Raw genomic sequence first — 18705 nt, 5'->3', positions numbered from 1 at the left:
CCGGGCACCCCTCTTAGTTACCAACTAGTCGGTAACTGACGAGCGCGCCTTGCCCCTCAGGGGTGACCTTCGTGCATCTCGCCACCGCAGGCCTCCCGCGGCGATACCTTCGCGCCGATGAGGGACGAACGGGTGGCCGGCGCGGAACGCCTCGAAGTGCTCGACCTGCTCAACCGCGCCCTCGACGCCGGCGACGTGGCGCTGAGCGACTACGACCGCCGGGTCGCGGCGGTCGGCTCGGCCACGTACACGTCGGAGCTGGTGGCCCAGCTCATCGACCTCCCACCGGAGTACGCCTGGCTCCCCCTGATCGCCGTGGCCCCGCCCGCGCGACGCCCCGTGGCCGGCGCCGACCGCGGTGCCCTGATCCTCGGCATCCTGAGCCTGCCCACCTCGTTCTGCGTCTTCGGCGGCGTCCTCGGCATCATCGCGATCTTCCTGAGCCGCCGGGGCGCCCGCACCCGAGGCTTCTCCCCCGCCCTGCTCGGCCGCGTCTTCGGAATCATCGGCGTGGCCCTGTCGATCGCCGCCCTGATCAGCCTGATCTTCGTCCTCAACAAGCCGACGTCACCCTGAGCCCGTCAGCCTTCCTCACCACGGCCCACCTCACCGCGGCTCATCTCGCCCGGGCCCACCTCATCGCGGCCCGGCCACCTCCACCGCAGCCGAGCCCCCGCCATCACGGCCCAACCCCCGCCATCACGGCCCGCGGCCTTCTGAAATCGCGGTTCACGCCAGGTGGGTGGCGGCCTCGGCGGCCAGCTCAGGGTTCCGCGCGAAGATCGACAGACCACGGCCGGGCCGGGTGTCCCCCGCCCGCGTCCGGTAGTAGCCGCCGGCCTCCCGCACGATCAGCGAGGTCGCCGCGAAGTCCCAGATGTACCCGCTGCTCTGCACCGCCACATCCAGATCACCCCGGGCCACGAGCAGCGGCGGGTGCAGCCGCCACGGCCGCCCCGGAATCGCCGCCAGCAGCACATCCACCTCGGCGACCGACGGCAGCGGCACGACGCTGAGCCGAACATCCGGAGCCGCCGGCTCGGCCGCGCCCACGCTCACGCTGATCTCTGGAGCGGCCGCCCCCACCGCGAGCCGCCGGGCCGACCCGAGGTCATCGAGCGGCGCCTCCCAGGCGCCACCGTCACGTTCGGCCCAGAACACCCGCCGCTGGGCCGGAATCACCGCGACCCCGGCGACGATCTCGCCCTCGTCCTCCAGCGCGACCAGCACCAGCCAGCGATCGTCCCCGGCGACGAACAGCGCCGTCCCGTCGATCGGATCGACGATCCACCGCCGCCCAGCGTCCCCCGACTGCCCGCCCTCTTCACCGAGCACGGCGTCATCGGGCCGCTCCGCCGACAGCACCGTCCGGATCTCCGCCTCAACGGCCCGATCCGCCTCGGTGACCACGGTCCCGTCGGGCTTCATCTCCTGCCGCAGCCGGGCCAGATCGGCGAACCAGCGCATCCCGACCGCGGCGCCGGCCAGAGCCGCCCGCCGCGCAACCTGAAGATCGTCACCCACAATGTTCATCAGACCACGGCCCGCTACCCCGGGCACGCAACCACACCTTCGGCCACCCAACGTTCACCATTTGCCACGGCTCGAAGGGGGTGGCCTGACACAGTGGATGCCCCGGTTGCAAGCGAGGTACCGCTGACGCGTCTCCTACTCGTAGGACGACGACGCCGCGCTGCGGGGTTGCCGCGGCTGACCTGGACGACGCCGATCTCGCGCTCGCCCGGACGATCTACGAGTACGTCGTGCGCGACCGGTCTCCGCCCGGGGACGACGCCCTCGCCTACGTCGAAGATCGACGGACGACGGACGACGGACGGTCCCGGTCGGCCACACCTCCCGCTCCGGGACGACGACGGCGCTCACCCGAGGGTGAGCGCGTACAGGGTCGAATGTCATGTCCAGCGCCGCGGGCAGGTCAGGCGGTGATCCACTCCGTGGCGACCCGCCGCCCGGACACGTCGCACTCGATCCGCACCGGACCGGTTCGGGCCGACGGGAACGAGAAGCACCCGACCTCGTCGGCGGTGGTCTCGGCGACCGGGCCGCTGGCGTCGAGCAGCCACACCCGGCCCGGCTCGGGCGGGATCAGCTGCCCCTCGATGCCCTCGTCGCTGATCTCGATCTCGACCCGGATCTCGCCGAGGGAGAAGACCAGGCTGCGCGGGGCGCCCGAGATCGGGCCGCGGACCGCGGCGAGACCGTCCACCCGGGAGTCGTAGGTCAGCGCGGCCAGCGCCTTGTCCAGGTCGGTCACGTGGTAGGCGAAGACCAGCCGACCGGCCGCCATGATCTGCTGCTCGAGCGGCTCCGGGCGTACCGCGTCGGCGATGTCGCGCATCAGCTCGTCGTCGTCGCTCCAGTTACGCCAGGGCATCACGGACACCTTCCCATCTGTGCGGATCGATCCGCCTCGAGATATGCCCGCACGGCGTCTGTATCACGCAGCTTTTCGAGCACTCGGCTGCGGGTCGGCCCGATGCTGCCGATCGGGATGCCGAGGATCCGGCTGATCTCCGCGTATGAGTAGGGCGGGTCGGCGGACAGCATCAGCAGCAGCTCACGTTGTTGAGGGGCCAGTTCGCCGAGGCCGTCGAGCAGCACCTGCCGGCGCTCCACCGCCAGCAGCATCTCGTCGACCTCCGGCGCGGCGGACCGGTCCTCCCGCATGGTCATCGGGTCCACGGCCACGCTCCGGCCGTTGACCCGCAGGTATCGCTCGCACTCGTGGCGCGTCGTGGTGGCCAGCCAGCCCGGCAGGGCGGCCGGTTCCCGGATCTGTCCCAGGTGTTCGACCAGGCGCAGCCAGACCAGTTGGCTGACGTCCTGGGTGTCGGCCGCGGAGAGCCGGTAGTGCCGGATGACGTACGCGACCAGTCCGGCGAACCTCCGTACCAGCTCGTTCCACGCGTCCTCATCGTGATCGATGCTCGCTTTGACCAGCTCGGACAGGTCCCAGTCGTGCATGTCCGATGTGTCTGATGCCATGTCGTCCCCGCTCTGCCGCGACGTGGACCGGACGGCCCCCCAGCCGTCCGGTCCATCACTTGGTCCGGAGCCGTGCACGGGATCAACCGAGCCCCTGCAGGATCCGCATCGCCTTGCCGTACCCGGCGATCGCCTTGCCGAAGTCGTCCAGCCTGTCGACGGCCGCGCGTGGCTCCAGGCCCTCTTCCTGGCAGATCCGCGCGACCGCGCCGGCGATCTGGGGCGCCGCGAACGACGTCCCGCTCCAGAATGCCCACGCGTCGGTCCCGAAGGAGTCGGGCGAAGGGTCGAAAACCGGCGACTCGACGCCGCTCACGTAGGTGGAGCGGATGCCTTCGGCCACCGCCGAGAAACGTACCTTGTCGCCGTAGGACGACCACGGCGCCGGCGTGAGATACGCGGTCAGCCCGGCCACCGACTCGACACCGTCCAGGTCGGCCGGCCACACCTTGGCCTGGTCGCCGTGGTTGCCGGCGGCCGCGATCAGCACCGTCCGGCCCCCGGACTCGTCGAGCACCCTGCGGACGGCGGCCTCGGTGGCCGGCGGTGGCAGGTCGTCGACGGTGCGTACGCCGAGCGACAGGTTGATCACCTGGGCACCGTCCTCATGGGCCTGCAGGATCGCCTCGGCGATGTCGTAGTCGGTGGCGAAGCCGTCGGTGTCGGCCGCGCGGTACATGCTCAGCTCGACCCCGGGCGCCACCCGCGCGATGATGCCGGCCACGAAGGTGCCGTGCCCGGCCTGGTAGTCGAGCAGCCCGTCCGGCCCGGCGGGCAGGACGTCGAGCTCGTCGATGTTGTCGTCGCGCCGCTCGACCGCGTTGAGCCAGCCGTCGTCGCGCGTCGCCCGCGGAATGCCGGTGTCGATCACCGCGACCTTGATCGGAGCGTGACCGGACCCGCGGGGCAGAGTCGCGGGCCCGGCCACGCTGTCCGGGGCCGGCGGCGCGGCCAGTTCGGGGCCGCCGGTCAGGGTGCCCAGGCCGGCCGTCGCCGGGTCGGGCGTCGGCTCGGGCGGCGGGGGCGTGGGCTCGGGACCGCCGACGCCTTTGCCCACCGCGGCCATCGTGGCCAGGTAGTTGGGGAAGGCGGCGAGCTTGGCCGCCTCGCTGGCGGAGACCACGGCGTCGAGGTCGGTGGGCGCGGCGGCGGGTCGCCGCACCAGCACATTCCGGGTACGCCCGGAGCCGTCCCGCGCGGACTCGTAGTCGCCGAACAGCGATTTCGCCTCGTCGGCGGCCCACGTCTCGGACGGCAGCACCACCTCGCCGCGGGCCCGCAGGCTGACCGTGCCGTCGCGGCGGCCCCGGAACTCGAGCTGGGGCCGGGCCTGGTCGCCGCAGCGCCGGCCGATCAGGATGCCGAGCAGGCGCTGGTCGTTCGCGGCGGTGCCGGCGCCGAGCTGGCCGGTCTGCTGCGCCAGCGTCGCCCTGAGCCGGGCGGCGTCGGCCGGCCCGTAGGATTCGGGATAGTCCCCCTCAAACGCGTAGCCCAGGCGGTCTTGCTCGAATCTCATGGCGTGTCCCCGGTCATTCGCACGGCGGAAGTTGGTCTTTTGGCAGAAGTAGAGACGCCAGTCGACCTCGTGATACACGCCAGGCGTGTCCACGAGGGAATAATTTCGGATCCCCGCCGCTACGGCTCGGTCGCAGCCGATCTCGTGCGGCGGGCGCGGCGGTCCGGTCCGCCCGCGGCACTGGCCCTCGCACTGCGCGCCCAGGCCTGGGGACACCGCGCGCTGTTCGCCGCGGCCGAGGCGAAACGCCTGCTCGACGAGGCCGCGACGGTGGCCCGGCGACACCGGCTCGACCACGTCCTGGCCGAGGTCCTGATGACTCGGTCGGTGGTCAATCAGGAGCTGGGCAACATGGCCGGCGCCTCCCGTGACCTTGATCACGCCAGGCCGATCGTGGCCGCGGACCAGGCGATCGAGCTGGCCTTCCAGCGCGCGGTGCTGGACCAGAACCTCGGCCGGCTGGGCCCGGCGGCCGAGGCGTACCGAAGCCTGCTGGCCGACGACGGGCTGTCGGCGCGGCTGCGCGTGGTGGCCGGCAACAACCTGGCCATGATCGAGTCGCAGCACGGCCGGCACGCCGACGCGCTGCGGTTGCTGGCCGACGCCGGCCGGGCCGCCCCGGGTGTCGGGCCGGCCCACGTGGCGATGGTGAGCGAGACGCAGGCCTGGGTGACCGTGCACGCCGGCCGGCTGGGCGAGGGCATCCGGCTCTTCGACGAGGCCGCTCGCGCGCACGAGGCCGCCGGGCTGCCGCTGGGCGAACACTACGTGGAGTACGCGGACGCGCTCATCGACCTGCGCCTGATCCCCGAGGCGGCCGGCGCCGCGCAGGCCGCCGCCGCCGAGTTCGAGCAGCACGGCGTGCCGCTGATGGGCTCCGAGGCCGAGCTGCGGGTGGCTCAGCTGGCCCTGCTGGCGGGCGACCCGGAACGCGCCGAGGAGGCGGCCACGGCGGCCGCGCGCAGCTTCGACCGGCAGGGCCGGCGGGCGTGGAAGGCCCGGGCGGCGCTGGTCCGGGTGGAGGCACGGTTGCAGGCGGGCACGGCCGGCGGCGGCGACCTGCGCGAGGCCCGGCGGATCTGCCGGACCCTGGAGGAGCAGGAGACCTGGGCGTACGCGGTGGACGCGTACGTGATCGCCGGCCGGCTGGCCGCCCGCCTGGGCCGTCGCACCGACGCGGTCGGCCTCTGGGAGCGGGCCGCCGAGCTGGGCCGCAAGAGCCCGGTGCTGGTCCGGATGCGCGGGAGCGTGGCCGGGGCGAACGCCGCCGCGATCCGGGCCGACGACGCGGGCGTCCTCGCGTACTGCCGTAGGGGTCTTTCCGATCTGGCCCGGCACCGGACCGCCCTGGCCTCCGTCGAGCTGCGCGTGCTGGCCTCGGGACACGGCGCCGAGCTGGGGCAGCTCGGTCTCGAGGTGATGGTCCGGGGCGGATCGGCGCCGCGCGCGCTGGACTGGATGGAGCGCACCCGGGCGGCCGCGCTGCTGGCGGTCGAGCCCCCGGACGGCGCCGACGGTGACGACCTGGACGAGCTGCGCGGCCTGCACGCCGAGCTGGAGAGCCTGACCACCGAGGGCGACCGGCAGCTGGCGCCGCCGGAGCCGCTGGTCGCCAAGCAGAAGACCATCGAGGACCGGATCCGCCGGGCGAGCTGGCGGCGCCGGGCCGGCGACCAGGCGGTGACCAGCCCGATCCGACCGGCCCGGCTGCGGTCCGAGCTGGGCGGCCGGGTGCTGGTCGAGTACGCGAACCTCAAGGGCGATCTGGTCGCGGTGGTGGTCGAGCCGCGCAACAGCCGGCTGGTCCGGCTCGGCCCGGTGGCGGCGGTGCTGAGCCAGGTCCGCACGCTGTTCTTCGCCCTGCGCCGGATGACCCAGGAGCTGCCCGAGTCGTCGCTGGCCGCGGCCCGGCTCAGCGCCGACTCCCGGGTGGCCCGGCTGCGCCGGATGCTGCTGGCCCCGCTCGGCCTGCCGCCGGACGCCGAGCTGGTCGTGGTCCCGGTCGGTCAGTTGCACGGCATCCCGTGGTCGGCGCTGTGGGACCAGCCTCTGTCGCTGGCCCCGTCGGCCGGCGTGTGGGCTCGAACGGCCGCCGCCGCGGACCGGATGTCCCGGCGGGCCGGCCGGAACGGCGGACCGGGCCCGACGGTGCTGGTCGAGGGGCCGAGCCTGCCCGGCGCGACGACCGAGGTGCTGCGGCTGCGCGAGCTGTACCCGGCGGCGACCGCGCTGAGCCCGCCGCAGAGCACGTCCGGCGAGGTGCTGCGCCTGCTCGACGGCGCGGCCCTGGTGCACCTGGCCTGCCACGGCTGGCTGCGCGCGGACAACCCGCATTTCTCCTCGCTGGTGCTCAGCGACGGCCCGCTGACCGTGCGGGAGCTGCACACCAGCGGGGTGGCACCGCACCGGCTGGTGCTCGCCTCCTGCCAGTCCGGCGCCGATGTCGCGTACGCCGGGGACGAGGTCGTGGGTTTCATCAGCTCGCTGCTGGCCCGGGGCACCGCGGGCGTGGTGGCCAGCGTCGCCGCGGTGCCCGACGTGGCCGCGGTCGACCTGATGTACACCCTCCACGAGCACCTCGCCGGCGGGCAGACGCTGGCCCGGGCCCTGCACGCCGCGCGCTCCGAACTGGACCGAACGGAGGCGGCCAACTACGTCAACTGGTGCACCTTCAGCGCCTACGGAGCGGCTTGATCACCCTCCGAAGTCGATGTATCAAGGCCGACAGTCAGGTCTCTGACTCTGCGTGGATGTCGGACTGGAGCACGACAAGCACAACGGTTCTGGGCACCGGCGGCAGGCCGCCGTGCTCTTCGCAGATCTGACCGGCTTCACCGCGCTGGTCGAGACGGTCGAACCCGAGATCGTCTATCAGGTGGTGCGACCGCTCATGGATGACCTGGTGGCGATCGCGGAACGGCACGGCGGCGAGATCCAGCAGGTGCTGGGTGACGGGTTCATGTGTGTCTTCGGCCTGCGGGAGACGGCCGGCGACGAGGCCGACCGGGCGGTACGAGCGGGGCTGGCACTGGTTGCCGCCGGTGGCAGCCGCGCCGTTCGTCCGTCGGTGCACGCGGGGGTCGAGTGGGGCGAGGTCTTCGTGACCCCGTCGTGGCCGCCCGCGGGGTACGGCGTGTGGGGACGCGCCGTCAACCTCGCGCAGCGGTTGTGCGGCCTGGCCGGTCCGGGCGAGTTGCAGATCGGGCCGGGGGCGTACGCGGTGGCGGGTCGCGTCAACGGGGGGGTCCCGACCGGGCCGGCCCTCCTCAAAGGGATCCGGCAGCCGGTGCTGAGTCACCGGGTGCCGGCCCGCGGCGGGCGGGCCGGCGGGCCGTTACAAGCTCGTCTGATAGGCCAGCACGCCCCGGTTGACCGCGGTGATCGCCTTGCGGGCGGTGTCGCGGACGCCGGGCGAGGCGGAGGACGCGTCGCGTAGCTGGGTGAGCAGGTCGAGGACCTGTCTCGCCCAGCGTACGAAGTCACCGGCGGGCATCTCCGAGTCGTAACTGGTGGAGCCGCTGGACAGCACCCGGGCCAGCGGCTCGCCCTTGGCCCAGCGATAGATCGGCCAGACGAAGCCGGTGTCGGGCTCACGGGTCAGCGACAGACCGTGCTCGGCCTCGTCGGACTCGATCTCACCCCACAGCTTGGCGCACGCCTCGACCGCGGCCATCGTCGCTCCCTTGGGGACCGAGACGCGCTCGTCGCTCTCCCGGCGCGACTCGTAGAGCACCATGGACACGGCGCCGGCGAGTTCCTCGGGGGTCAGGTCCTCCCAGACGCCGCGGCGCAGGCACTCGGCCACGAGCAGGTCGGCCTCGGTCCAGATCCGGCCGAGCATCCGGCCCGCCTCGGTCACCTCGCCGTCGGCGGTGAGGTAGCCGCGGGCGGCGAGGATCGCGCAGACCCGGTCGAACGTACGCGCCAGCGAGCCGGTGCGGCCGGCCACCTTGGAGCGCAGCGCGTCGGTGTCGCGGTCGAGCCGGTGCCGCCGCTCGGCGACCCGCGCGTGGTCTTCGCGATCGGAGCAGGCGTGGCAGGGATGTTGCCGCATCTGCACCTTGAGCAGCGCGATCTCGGCGTCCTCGGCCGCGCCCGCCTGGGGGTTGTTGCGTTTGCGCCGCGCGTCGCCGTGGCGTTCGAGGCCGGTGGTGGCGATCAGCGCGGCCAGGTCACGTCGCGCGCCCGGCGACCGCGGGTTGAAGTGTCGTGGCACCCGGATCCGGTCGAGCACCTCGACCTCGCCGTTGAACTCGCCGCCGCTCACCCGCCCGGCCCACCGGTCCTGGGTGACGACCAGCGGCCGGGGCTCGCTGAACCCGCCCGCGCCCGGGTCGACCACCACGGCCAGCCCGGCCCGGCGCCCTTGCGGCACCCGGATCACGTCGCCGATGCGCAGCTTCTGCAGCGAGGCCGCCACGGCCGCCCGGCGCTGGGCGGTGCCCTGCCGGGCCAGCGCTTTCTCCCGGTCGGCGATCGCCACGCGCAGCGCGAAATACTCCTCGAAGTCGCCGTGGTGGCAGGTCATGTCCCGGTCGTACGACTGGATCGTCTCGGCGTTGCGCTGCACCTGCCGGGCCAGCCCGACCACCGACCGGTCGGCCTGGAACTGCGCGAAGGACGACTCCAGCAGCTCACGTGACTTGTCGGCGCCGACCGACCCGACCAGGTTGACGGCCATGTTGTACGACGGGCGGAACGACGACCGCAGCGGGTAGGTGCGGGTGGACGCCAGCCCGGCGACGTGCCGTGGATCGACATCGGGGTTCCACAGCACCACCGCGTGGCCCTCGACGTCGATGCCACGCCGCCCGGCCCGGCCGGTGAGCTGGGTGTATTCCCCCGGCGTGAGGTCGACGTGGGCCTCGCCGTTGAACTTGACCAGCCGTTCCAGCACCACGCACCGGGCCGGCATGTTGATGCCCAGGGCCAGCGTCTCGGTGGCGAACACCGCCTTGACCAGGCCGCGGACGAAGCACTCCTCGACCGCCTCCTTGAAGGCCGGCAGCATGCCCGCGTGGTGGGCCGCGACGCCGCGTTCGAGGCCGTCGAGCCACTCCCAGTAGCCCAGAACGGTCAGGTCTTCGCCCGGGATGCTCGCCACCTTGGCCTGGGCGATCCGGCGGATCTCGGCCCGCTCGTCGGCGCCGGTCAGCCGCAGGCCCGCGCTCAGGCACTGTTGCACCGCGGCGTCGCAGCCGGCGCGGCTGAAGATGAAGACGATGGCGGGCAGCAGCCCCGATCGGTCGAGCCGGTCGATCACCTCGGCCCGTGGCGGCGGCGTCCAGCGCCGGCCGCGCCCGCGCGGACCGGCGGCGCGGTCGGTCAGCTCGAGCCGCCGCTGCATCTCGCGCGAGTAGCGCAGCAACTCGGGGTGCACGTCGTGCTTGCGGGCGGCGTCGGCGTCGTGGAACAGGTCGAACATCCGCTTCCCGACCAGCACGTGCTGCCACAGCGGGACCGGCCGGTGCTCACTGACGATGACCCTCGTCTCGCCGCGCACGGTGACCAGCCAGTCGGCGAACTCCTCGTAGTTGCTGACCGTCGCGGACAGCGAGACCAGGGTCACCGAGCCGGGCAGGTGGATGATGACCTCTTCCCAGACCGCGCCCCGGAACCGGTCGGCGAGGTAGTGCACCTCGTCCATCACCACGTAGGCCAGCCCGTTGAGGCTGGCCGAGCCCGAATAGAGCATGTTGCGCAGCACCTCGGTGGTCATCACCACCACGGGCGCGTCCCCGTTGATCGCGTTGTCGCCGGTCAACAGGCCGACCCGCTCGGCGCCGTAGCGCTGCACCAGGTCGTGGTACTTCTGGTTGGACAGCGCCTTGATCGGGGTGGTGTAGAAGCACTTTCGGCCGCCGCCGTTCAGCGCCAGATGCACCGCGAACTCGCCCACGACCGTCTTGCCGGCGCCGGTCGGCGCGCACACCAGCACGCCGCTGCCCTTCTCCAGGGCCTCACACGCCTCGCGCTGAAAATCGTCCAGGTCGAACCCGACGTCCTGCATGAAGTCGTCCAGCGCGGGAAACTCGGCGACCCGGGCCGCCCGCCGTCTCGACTCCGCGTAACGCTCCGCGGGACTCGTCATGGCTCAACAGTAGGCCGTATGTGTGACAGCTTGCGATCCCGATGGTTGCCTGCGGGGGTGTCGTGGGCAGTCGGTATGGTTCGAGGCGTGCCGGAAACTGAGCATCGTCCCGTTGATGCCGTGCTCTTCGACTTCCACGGCACGCTCGCCCAGGTCGAAGACCCGGTCGCCTGGGTGGTCGCGGCGGCCGCGTCGTGCGGCGCCGCGCTCGACCGGGGCCGGGCCACCGTTCTCGCCGACCGCCTGGTCACCGCGGGCCGCGCCGGCGGTCCCCTGCCCCACCGCGTGCCACCCCATCTGGCCGAATACTGGGCCGACCGCGACCTGTACGAACACAGTCACCGCGCCGCCTACACCGGCCTGGCGTCGACCGTCCAGACCGACGTCGAGGGTCTCGCCGACGCCCTGTACGACCGCCTGCTCGGCCCCGACGGCTGGCTGCCCTATCCGGACACCGAGCCGACGCTGCGCACCCTGCACGACGCCGGCATCCGGGTCGGCGTGGTCAGCAACATCGGTTTCGACATCCGCCCCCATTTCGCCGCCTGGGGCCTCGACGCGCTGGTCGACGCGTTCGCGCTGTCCTACGAGGTGGGCCGCTGCAAGCCCGACCCGGCCATCTTCCTGCGCGCGTGCGGCATGCTCGGCGCTGATCCGGAGCGGACCCTGATGGTCGGCGACACCCCGGCCGACGCCGGCGCCGTCAAGGCCGGCTGCGCCGCCCTGGTCCTCCCGGCCGCCGAGCCCGGCCACACCAACGGCCTCGGCGCGAGCCTGGCCCTGGCCCGCTGTGCTTGATGGCTCCGCTTCGCTCCGCGGGCGATCGGCCCCTTGATGCCGTTGAGATGACTCACGGTTTTCTGACGCCCGCAAAGAGCGACGGGCGTCAGAAAACCGCGGGCCATCTCAACGACGGGCCGATCGCGGGACGGGGTCCCACCGCCACCACGGTCGGGGACGGACAACCGCCTACTTGAACTACTTCAACAGGCGGACGGCCCCGGGAACGCAGGTGATGGTCACCGGCAACGGGCCAGTTCGCTCGCCGTCGGCGTACCCGACGATGTCGTCCGCGTGGATCCGCACCTCGCGCGCGCGATAGGTGGTGACCAGCGGGTCGGTCACGTGGGTGCCCTTGATCAGGCGCGGGCGCAGCGTGGCCAGCTTGAACCGGCTCATCGGCGCGGCGACCACCACGTCGAGCAGCCCGTCGGTGGGGTCGGCGCCGGGCAGGATGCGCATGCCGCCGCCGTAGCTCTCGCACACCCCGATCGCGACCAGCACGCCCTCGAAGCCGCGGTCGACGCCGTCCAGCTCCAGCGCGTACACCCGGGGCCGCAACCGCGCCATCTCCAGCACCATCGCGATGTCGTAGCGCCGCGGCCCGCGTGGCCAGCGCAACCGGTTGGCGCGCTCGTTGACGATCGCGTCGAAGCCCGCCGCCAGCACCGCGCCGAACCACCGCACCTCGCCGTCGGTGCCTTCGATCCGGCCCAGATCAATGCGGTGGTGACGCTTCTCGGTCAGTGCGGCCGCGATCGCCTCGGCCGCCTTCAACGGCGCGAGGGGTACGCCCGTGCCGGCCGCGAAGTCGTTGCCGGTGCCGGCGGGGACCACGCCGAACGGCACGTCCCGCCCGGCCACGGCCTGCAACGCCTGATGCACCGTCCCGTCGCCGCCGACCGCGACCAGCGCGGCCACGCCCTCGGCCACGGCCCGATGGCAGGCCTTCTCGGCCTCCTCGGCCGTGGTCGCGTCGACCAGCTGAACCACCAGGCCGCTGGTCCCCAGCCGCTCGACGACCTGGGGAAGCAAGCCGCGGTGCCGGCCGCGCCCCGCAGAGGGGTTGGCCAGCACCGCGATCGTGTTGTGTGTCACAGGCAGAGAGGTTACCGGTCAGGTCATGTCGTCGAAACGGCGCTCCAGAGGCAGTGGCTTGGCCACCGGCTCCGGAGACTCGACGGAGGCCGGCCCGTCCACCCGATCGGCCGCGCCGACCGGCGTGCGATCGTCTTCCAGCGGCGACGTCTCGTCGTCGTCCAGCCCGGCGTAGATCTCCTTGTCGCGGCCCCTGCGCCGGTCGTTGATGAACGCCACCCCGGTCGCCGCCAGATAGAGCGCGACCATGCACAGCGCCAGCAGCGTCATGCCGAACGGGCCCGGGTCGGGCGTGGCGATCGCCGAGAAGCCGAAGGACAGGAACACCACGACCCGCCACCAGCTCAGCAGCCGGCGCGCGCTGACCACACCGGTGAAGTTGAGCATCAGCAGGATCAGCGGGAACTCGAACGCCGCCCCGAAGATCAGGATCATGCTGGTCACGAAGCCGATGTAGGCCCCGACCTCGAGCTGGGTGGTGTCGCCGATGACACCGGCCTCCATGATGAACGGGAGGCTGTGCGAGATGACGAAGTAGGCCAGCACGGCGCCGCCGATGAACAGCGGTGCGGCGATCGCCACGAAGACGTAGGCCCACTTGCGCTCGTGCTTGTGCAGGCCGGGGGCGATGAACGCCCACAGCTGGTAGAGCCAGACCGGCGCGCCGACGATGAGACCGACCCACAGCGCGATCTTCAGCCGGAGGACCAGACCGTCGGTGGCGCCGAGCACGACGAACCGGCACTTGCCGTCGATCCACGAGCTTTCCAGGCCGCAGTACGGCCCCTCGAGGATGTGGAACACCCACTGCGACACGATGAAGCCGACGATCAGGCCGACGACGATGCCGATGGAGGCGAAGAACAGGCGGTTACGCAGCTCCCGGACGTGCTCGATGAGCGTCATGGAGCCGTCGGAGGCCTGCTCGAACTTGGTCGGCCCCTGACGGCGCAGGGAGATCGCCACGACCGATCAGCGGTCGTTGGTGCGCTGCTGCACCGGGTCGACGTACGGCTGCTGCTGCGCCTGAGCCGGACCCTGGCCGTTGCGGCGCGGGTCGTGGATCTCAGTGGGCTGCAGCGGCTCGCGGGCGTGTTGTGGCTCCGCCTTCTCAGCGGTGTCGTTGTTGTCGTCCACCAGGCCCTTGGTCTCGGCCTTGATGATCCGCAGCGACCGGCCCAGCGAGCGCGCGGCGTCCGGCAGCCGCTTCGCGCCGAACAGCAGCACGAGGACGACGACGAAGACAATGATGTGCCATGGCTTGAGGGCGCCCATGGATAACTCCAGTCGGTCGGATCATGTCAGGGGTGTGCCGGGGTCCATCGTACGTGTGGTTTCGGCGATGTAACCGGTCGCGGTAGCTGTGTATTGGCCGGGTGCGGATGAAGTTCCTGACAACTCGGCCTTAACCGCACGTCAGGGACGTTCTACCCAGGCGTGTTTGCCGGTCGGTTCGCCATGGCCGGCCTTGATCAGGGCCAGCCGTTCCTGCATCGTGTCGGTCCGTTGCTGCATCCCGAGCAGAGTTTCCTGCAGCTGCTCGGCGTTGGCCTGCAGTTTCATCGCCTCGGCCTGGCGGCGCTGGAGGCGCTCACCGGCCCGGCGCAGGTTGCCCAGCTTGCCGAGCAGCGGCACGGCCACCACGGCCAGGATGATGAGGCCGAGGACGCCGGCCCCGATCAGGATCCACATCGTCACGGCCGTAAGACTACTTGCCTGGTGACGCGTACTGGTCGAGGGCCGTCGTCGCCTGCGCGCGGATCCGCTCGACCAGCTCGGCCGGGCCGGTCACGGTCACCTCGGGCCCGACGCTGCTGAGCAGCCGCTGCGCCCAGCCCAGGTCGGTCACCCGCATCGTGACCACCCACTCGTCGCCGTCCTCGCGGACCGACTCGACCGGGTAGTACTCGGTGATCCACCGCCCGCCGCGGCCGACCCGCATGGTCATCAGCGGCAACTCCGGCCCCGGGTGGAACACGCCGTCGCTGACGTCGGCCGGGGTCGCCTCGGCCGGCGGGCGGGCCGGCTCGTCCAGCTCGGTCCAGGCGTCGATCCGGTCGATCCGGAACATCCGGGTCGCCTCGGCCCGCCGGCACCACGCCTCGAGGTAGGCCTTGCCGCCGACCATCAGCATGCGCATCGGGTCGACCGTGCGCTCGGTCGTCTCGTCCCGGGCCGCAGTGTAGTAGGTCAAATGCAGAGCGTGGCGCCGGTCGACCGCCGCCCGGATCCGGTCGAGCCGTTCCGCGTCGGCCGGCAGGCGTACGGACACGGGCGCGCCGGCCAGGTCACCGGCAGCGTTCTCGATCTTGGCCAGGGCGCGCTCGATCACGTCGCGGTTACCCGTACCCGGCGTCTCGGCCAGCATCCGCAACGCGACGACCAGCGCGAGCGCCTCGTCCTGGGTGAGGCGCAGCGGCCGGTCGATCCCCGCGTCGTGGGTGATCGTCACCCGGTCGCCGTCCAGCACCATGTCGATCAGGTCGCCCGGGCCGTAGCCGGGCAGCCCGCACACCCAGAGCAGCTCCAGGTCGGAGCGCAACTGCGGCTCGGTGATCCCCAGCTCGTCGGCCGCGTCGGCCATCGCGATCCCCGGCCGGGCCATCAGGTACGGCACCAGGCTCAACAATCGGCCCAGCCGGTCGCCGGACGCCCGGGGCGGGGTCGTGCCGCGCTGCTGCGGTGGCATCACGCGGGCACCACGTGCTCGTGTCGCGCGACGATCTCCTTGAGCTGCTGGATGACCGCCTCGCGCAGCTCCGGCGGGCCGTCCGCGCGCACATCGGCGCCGTAGCCGACCAGCTGCGCGGCCAGCCGCTCCGGGTCGGAGTAGGGGATCGTCAGCACGTCGCCGTCCGGCCCGGGACTGGTCGCGACCGCCCAGCGCCGCAGGCCCGCCGCCCGCCCCGGCCGCACCGTCACGGTCGCCCGCCCGTTGTGGGCCACCGGCCCGGACCAGCGGGACACGTGCTGGATGAGGTCTTCGTTCTCGGGCGGGGTGTACGCGTCGGGGCGCCCGGTGAGGCGCACGTTGCCGACGATGCGGGAGAGCCGGAAGCTGCGGGAGGCCTTGCGGTCCCGGTCGTACCCCACCACGTACCACCGCCCCTGCCAGCACACCACGCCCCACGGCTCCACCCGCCGGGTGGCCGGCTCGTCCCGCTCGGGCACGCGGTACGAGAACGTCACCGCCCGCCGCTCGCGCGCCGCCGTGGTCAGCGGCCCGAACGCCGGGTCGACCGTCACCACCGGCTCCACGCCCAGGGTGGCCTGCGGGTCGACCTCGACACCGGCGGCCCGCAGCTTGGCCAGACCGGACGACGCGGCCGCGGCCAGACCGGCGTGTTGCCACAGCCGGGCGGCGATGCCCACGGCGGCGGCCTCGTCCGGTTCCAGCAGGATGTCCGGCAGCGCGTACTCCCGGTGGGCGATCCGATAGCCGATCTCGTCGTCGAACGCGTTCGGCCGCGCCATCTCGAGCGGAACGCCCAGCTCACGCAGCTCGGCCTTGTCGCGCTCGAACTTGCGCTGGAACGCCTCGTGGTCCTTGGGATCGTCCGCGTCGTGCTCGTAGCCGGGGACGGTCGCGGCGATCTGCGCGGCGGTCAGGAACCGTCGCGTGGACAGCAGGCAGATCACCAGGTTCACCAGGCGCTCGGTGCGGGTCCGCGACACGAGAAGACGCTAGCAGCCCCGAGGCGGCGCGGTTATCCGGCGACGCGCCTGGGCATGCTGATCAGGTGCCAGAAAGCAACACGACGCCGGTCGGCCTGGCCGGCGCGGCCGCACCCGTCGAGGAACAACAGAGCGAGAGCGTCGGCACGGTCGTCGTCGCCGGGCTCGCGAACCTGGTCATCGCCGTCGCCAAGCTGGTCGCCGGCATGGTCTCGGGCTCGGCGGCCATGCTGTCCGAGGCGGCCCACTCGCTGGCCGACACGGTCACCGAGGTCTTCCTCTACGTCGCGCTGAGGCGCGGCGGCAAGCCCGCCGACGAGCGACACCCGTTCGGGTACGGCAAGGAAAGCTTCGTCTGGGCCTTCATCGCCGCCCTGTTCACCTTCATCGGCGGCGCCGGCTTCTCGATCTACCACGGCGTCACCACGATCATCTCCGGCGAGCACAGCGGGCACTATCTGATCTCGTACATCGTGCTCGCGGTGTCCTTCATCGCCGAGGGCACGAGCTTCCTGAAGGCGCGCCGCCAGGTCCGCAACGAGTCGGAACGCTGGCAGACGACACCGTCCCGGTTCCTCCGGCTCACCCCGGACACCACGGTCAAGGCGGTCTACTTCGAGGACTCGGCCGCGCTGATCGGCCTGGTGCTGGCCGCCGTCGGCATCGGCCTGGCCCAGCTCACCGGCACCGAACTGTGGGACGGCGTCGCCTCGATCGCCATCGGCCTGCTGCTCCTGCTGGTCGCCGGCACGCTGGCCCGCAGCAACGTGTCACTGCTGGTCGGGCGGGCGGTGCCGCGGCGCATGCACCAGCAGATCGCCGACGACCTGGCCGCCATCCCCGTCGTCACGGCCGTGCCGACCCTGCTCACCATGCAGCTCGGGCCCGGCGACATCCTGGTCGCGGCCAAGGTCGACTTCGACGACAACGTCAGCGGCGCCGAGATCGAGGCCGCCTCCGACGACGCCGAACAACGCCTCCGCCACCGCTACCCCGGCATCCGGTACGTCTTCCTCGACCCGACGCGCGGATCGGCCGGACGCAACCATCGCGAGGGCGGCACCGACCTATAAAGTCCCGGTTCATGGTGCGCTGGCGGTCCGGAACGGTCCTTTCCCTCCGCCGGGCGTGGCACGGCGCCGTCGAACTGGACGTCGGCGTGGACGGCGCCACGGTTCGCGCCCTGGCGTACCCAGAACTGGTCGGAAAGCCTGTGACCGGCGACCGGGTGCTGCTCAATGTGGGCGCGCTGGTGATGGGCCTGGGCACAGGCGGGTACGCGATGGTCGTCGCCATCCCCGACCGCCTGCCCGCCGACCCGGTCTCGGCCGGCACCACCCGCGACGCCGGCCACCTGGTCAAGGCCCGCTACACGCCACTGCAGCCGATCCTGCTCGGCGTCGACGAGGAGGCCTCACCCCACCGAGGGCTGATGGAGTCGGCCGACTCCCTGGACGGCCTGCCCGTCGTCACGGCCGACCTGCATTCCGCGCTACCGGCGATCCTGGCCGCCATCCACGCCGACCGCCCCGCCGCCCGCGTCGCCTACGTGATGCTCGACGGCGGCGCCCTGCCCGCCTGGTTCTCCCGAACCCTGGACGGCCTGGCGTCTTCCCTGGCCGGCACGATCACCACCGGCCAGTCCTTCGGCGGCACCCTCGAGGCGAGCACCGTGCACACCGGCCTGCTGGCCGCCCGCCACGTCCTGCGAGCCGACGTGGCAATAGTCACGCAGGGCCCCGGCAACCTGGGCACCGGCACCCCCTGGGGCTTCTCCGGCGTGGCGGTCGGCGAGGCCATCAACGCCGCAGCCACCCTGGGCGGCCACCCCATCGGCTCCCTGCGCATCTCCTCGGGCGACGGCCGCGCCCGCCACCAGGGCATCTCCCACCATTCCCTGACCGCCTACGGCCGGGTGGCCCTGGCCCCCGCCGACATCGTGACCCCGGCCGACCTGCCCGCATCCCTCTCAGCCGGCCTGTCCTCCCTGACCCGCCACCACATCGTCCCCGTCCCCACGGACGGCCTGGAGCAGGCGCTGCTCGCCTCCCCCGTGCCGTTGTCGACGATGGGCCGCCCGTACCCGGAAGACCCTTGGTATTTCCTGGCCGCCGCAGCCGCGGGCCGACACGCGGCCAGCCTCATCTGACCCGCGCCAGAACCAGAACGTCAGCGCGCCGGGTGAGCGATCCGTCACGACGTCGGCCACCGCCAGTGACAGCCCCTCCCCACCTTCGGCCCGCCTCCACTGCCGCCAAATGAACTCCAGCCCGGCCGCCTCGGAACAGTTCCGCGGCACCGTAGTGCCCTCGGGGATCCGCGGGTCCTCAGCCGCCGCCCGCACGCAATCAACGTCGTTCTCCCGCCACCGACGCAGCCGCCACAACCTCGTCAGCAAGGTCCGGCTCGGGATAGATCAGCACGACAATCCGACGCTACGCGGAGTCACGCCTGTGGATAACGCCCCCGATTCGTCACACCCATCCGCTACATTCCTACCCACCCAGAGGGGTGGGGGGCGGCGGCGGTGCGCGCACTC

General features: G+C 72.3%; 17 protein-coding genes. 6 read left to right on the top strand and 11 right to left on the bottom strand.

Annotated features, from left to right (window positions below; genetic code table 11):
- Nucleotides 1–117: 117 nt before the first annotated feature.
- Nucleotides 118–576 (top strand): DUF1707 domain-containing protein, encoded by a 459-nt coding sequence (locus AB0M54_RS28085; RefSeq protein ID WP_364327506.1) that lies wholly within the window; start codon nt 118–120, stop codon nt 574–576.
- Between the two features lie 153 nt (nt 577–729).
- Here AB0M54_RS28085 and AB0M54_RS28080 read toward each other — a convergent pair whose 3' ends face one another.
- The 4 genes from AB0M54_RS28080 to AB0M54_RS28065 all read right to left on the bottom strand — a co-directional run bounded on the left by AB0M54_RS28080 (nt 730) and on the right by AB0M54_RS28065 (nt 4522).
- A complete protein-coding gene (locus AB0M54_RS28080) occupies nt 730–1533 on the bottom strand; it encodes an inositol monophosphatase (RefSeq protein ID WP_364474534.1) in 804 nt (267 codons plus the stop codon).
- Between the two features lie 403 nt (nt 1534–1936).
- On the bottom strand, nt 1937–2395 hold the full coding sequence (locus AB0M54_RS28075) for a hypothetical protein (RefSeq protein ID WP_364327512.1): 459 nt from the start codon (nt 2393–2395) through the stop codon (nt 1937–1939).
- On the bottom strand, nt 2395–2985 hold the full coding sequence (locus tag AB0M54_RS28070; RefSeq protein WP_364327515.1) for a sigma-70 family RNA polymerase sigma factor: 591 nt from the start codon (nt 2983–2985) through the stop codon (nt 2395–2397). The genes AB0M54_RS28075 and AB0M54_RS28070 overlap by 1 nt, the downstream gene beginning before the upstream one ends.
- A 103-nt stretch (nt 2986–3088) precedes the next feature.
- Complete coding sequence (locus AB0M54_RS28065) at nt 3089–4522, bottom strand: S8/S53 family peptidase (RefSeq protein ID WP_364474532.1); 1434 nt, start codon at nt 4520–4522, stop codon at nt 3089–3091.
- Nucleotides 4523–4666: 144 nt separating this feature from the next.
- Here AB0M54_RS28065 and AB0M54_RS28060 point away from each other — a divergent pair, with 144 nt between their 5' ends.
- Nucleotides 4667–7216 carry a CHAT domain-containing protein gene (locus AB0M54_RS28060; protein WP_364474530.1) on the top strand — a complete coding sequence of 850 codons (2550 nt, stop codon included), beginning with the start codon at nt 4667–4669 and terminating at the stop codon, nt 7214–7216.
- A 52-nt stretch (nt 7217–7268) separates the two neighbouring features.
- Nucleotides 7269–7958: an adenylate/guanylate cyclase domain-containing protein gene (locus AB0M54_RS28055; protein WP_364474528.1), complete on the top strand. Its 690-nt coding sequence runs from the start codon at nt 7269–7271 to the stop codon at nt 7956–7958.
- Here the strand turns inward: AB0M54_RS28055 and AB0M54_RS28050 are convergent.
- Entirely contained in the window at nt 7857–10613 is a 2757-nt protein-coding gene (locus AB0M54_RS28050) for a DEAD/DEAH box helicase (protein WP_364327526.1), read from the bottom strand. The two genes, AB0M54_RS28055 and AB0M54_RS28050, sit on opposite strands and share 102 nt — an antisense overlap.
- Before the next feature lie 87 nt (nt 10614–10700).
- Here AB0M54_RS28050 and AB0M54_RS28045 point away from each other — a divergent pair, with 87 nt between their 5' ends.
- Nucleotides 10701–11411 (top strand): HAD-IA family hydrolase, encoded by a 711-nt coding sequence (locus AB0M54_RS28045; protein WP_364327529.1) that lies wholly within the window; start codon nt 10701–10703, stop codon nt 11409–11411.
- Nucleotides 11412–11591: 180 nt separating this feature from the next.
- On the opposite strand, the gene AB0M54_RS28040 is transcribed toward AB0M54_RS28045, so the two are convergent.
- The 6 genes from AB0M54_RS28040 to AB0M54_RS28015 all read right to left on the bottom strand — a co-directional run bounded on the left by AB0M54_RS28040 (nt 11592) and on the right by AB0M54_RS28015 (nt 16166).
- A complete protein-coding gene (locus AB0M54_RS28040) occupies nt 11592–12491 on the bottom strand; it encodes a YegS/Rv2252/BmrU family lipid kinase (RefSeq protein WP_364327532.1) in 900 nt (299 codons plus the stop codon).
- A gap of 18 nt (nt 12492–12509) precedes the next feature.
- On the bottom strand, nt 12510–13457 hold the full coding sequence (gene tatC / locus AB0M54_RS28035) for a twin-arginine translocase subunit TatC (protein WP_364327535.1): 948 nt from the start codon (nt 13455–13457) through the stop codon (nt 12510–12512).
- Between the two features lie 6 nt (nt 13458–13463).
- Complete coding sequence (gene tatA, locus AB0M54_RS28030) at nt 13464–13766, bottom strand: Sec-independent protein translocase subunit TatA (RefSeq protein ID WP_364327538.1); 303 nt, start codon at nt 13764–13766, stop codon at nt 13464–13466.
- 141 nt (nt 13767–13907) lie between these two features.
- The gene (locus AB0M54_RS28025) at nt 13908–14183 is read right to left on the bottom strand and encodes a hypothetical protein (protein ID WP_364327833.1); all 276 of its coding nucleotides are present in this window, start codon (nt 14181–14183) and stop codon (nt 13908–13910) included.
- A gap of 16 nt (nt 14184–14199) precedes the next feature.
- Nucleotides 14200–15180: a YafY family protein gene (locus AB0M54_RS28020; protein WP_364327835.1), complete on the bottom strand. Its 981-nt coding sequence runs from the start codon at nt 15178–15180 to the stop codon at nt 14200–14202.
- Nucleotides 15180–16166 carry a WYL domain-containing protein gene (locus AB0M54_RS28015; protein WP_364327541.1) on the bottom strand — a complete coding sequence of 329 codons (987 nt, stop codon included), beginning with the start codon at nt 16164–16166 and terminating at the stop codon, nt 15180–15182. The genes AB0M54_RS28020 and AB0M54_RS28015 overlap by 1 nt, the downstream gene beginning before the upstream one ends.
- 95 nt (nt 16167–16261) lie before the next feature.
- Between AB0M54_RS28015 and AB0M54_RS28010 the strand changes: the two genes are divergently transcribed.
- Complete coding sequence (locus AB0M54_RS28010) at nt 16262–17239, top strand: cation diffusion facilitator family transporter (protein ID WP_364474608.1); 978 nt, start codon at nt 16262–16264, stop codon at nt 17237–17239.
- 11 nt (nt 17240–17250) lie between these two features.
- The gene (locus tag AB0M54_RS28005; protein ID WP_364474526.1) at nt 17251–18315 is read left to right on the top strand and encodes a DUF3866 family protein; all 1065 of its coding nucleotides are present in this window, start codon (nt 17251–17253) and stop codon (nt 18313–18315) included.
- Nucleotides 18316–18705: the final 390 nt, after the last annotated feature.

Origin of the sequence: Actinoplanes sp. NPDC051470 (assembly GCF_040682035.1) — a bacterium.
GTDB lineage: Bacteria > Actinomycetota > Actinomycetes > Mycobacteriales > Micromonosporaceae > Actinoplanes.
The sequence above is the reverse complement of the archived record's forward strand: the minus strand, read 5'-3'. Positions and strand labels throughout refer to the sequence as shown.

Bases quoted from the DNA above. Each gene is read 5' to 3' on its own strand.
- AB0M54_RS28065 (WP_364474532.1), bottom strand. From the start codon at position 4,522: ATGAGATTCGAGCAAGACCGCCTGGGCTACGCGTTTGAGGGGGACTAT.
- AB0M54_RS28085 (WP_364327506.1), top strand. From the start codon at position 118: ATGAGGGACGAACGGGTGGCCGGCGCGGAACGCCTCGAAGTGCTCGAC.
- AB0M54_RS28050 (WP_364327526.1), bottom strand. From the start codon at position 10,613: ATGACGAGTCCCGCGGAGCGTTACGCGGAGTCGAGACGGCGGGCGGCC.
- AB0M54_RS28025 (WP_364327833.1), bottom strand. From the start codon at position 14,183: ATGTGGATCCTGATCGGGGCCGGCGTCCTCGGCCTCATCATCCTGGCC.
- AB0M54_RS28075 (WP_364327512.1), bottom strand. From the start codon at position 2,395: ATGCCCTGGCGTAACTGGAGCGACGACGACGAGCTGATGCGCGACATC.
- AB0M54_RS28080 (WP_364474534.1), bottom strand. From the start codon at position 1,533: ATGAACATTGTGGGTGACGATCTTCAGGTTGCGCGGCGGGCGGCTCTG.
- tatA (WP_364327538.1), bottom strand. From the start codon at position 13,766: ATGGGCGCCCTCAAGCCATGGCACATCATTGTCTTCGTCGTCGTCCTC.
- AB0M54_RS28005 (WP_364474526.1), top strand. From the start codon at position 17,251: ATGGTGCGCTGGCGGTCCGGAACGGTCCTTTCCCTCCGCCGGGCGTGG.
- AB0M54_RS28070 (WP_364327515.1), bottom strand. From the start codon at position 2,985: ATGCACGACTGGGACCTGTCCGAGCTGGTCAAAGCGAGCATCGATCAC.
- AB0M54_RS28020 (WP_364327835.1), bottom strand. From the start codon at position 15,180: ATGCCACCGCAGCAGCGCGGCACGACCCCGCCCCGGGCGTCCGGCGAC.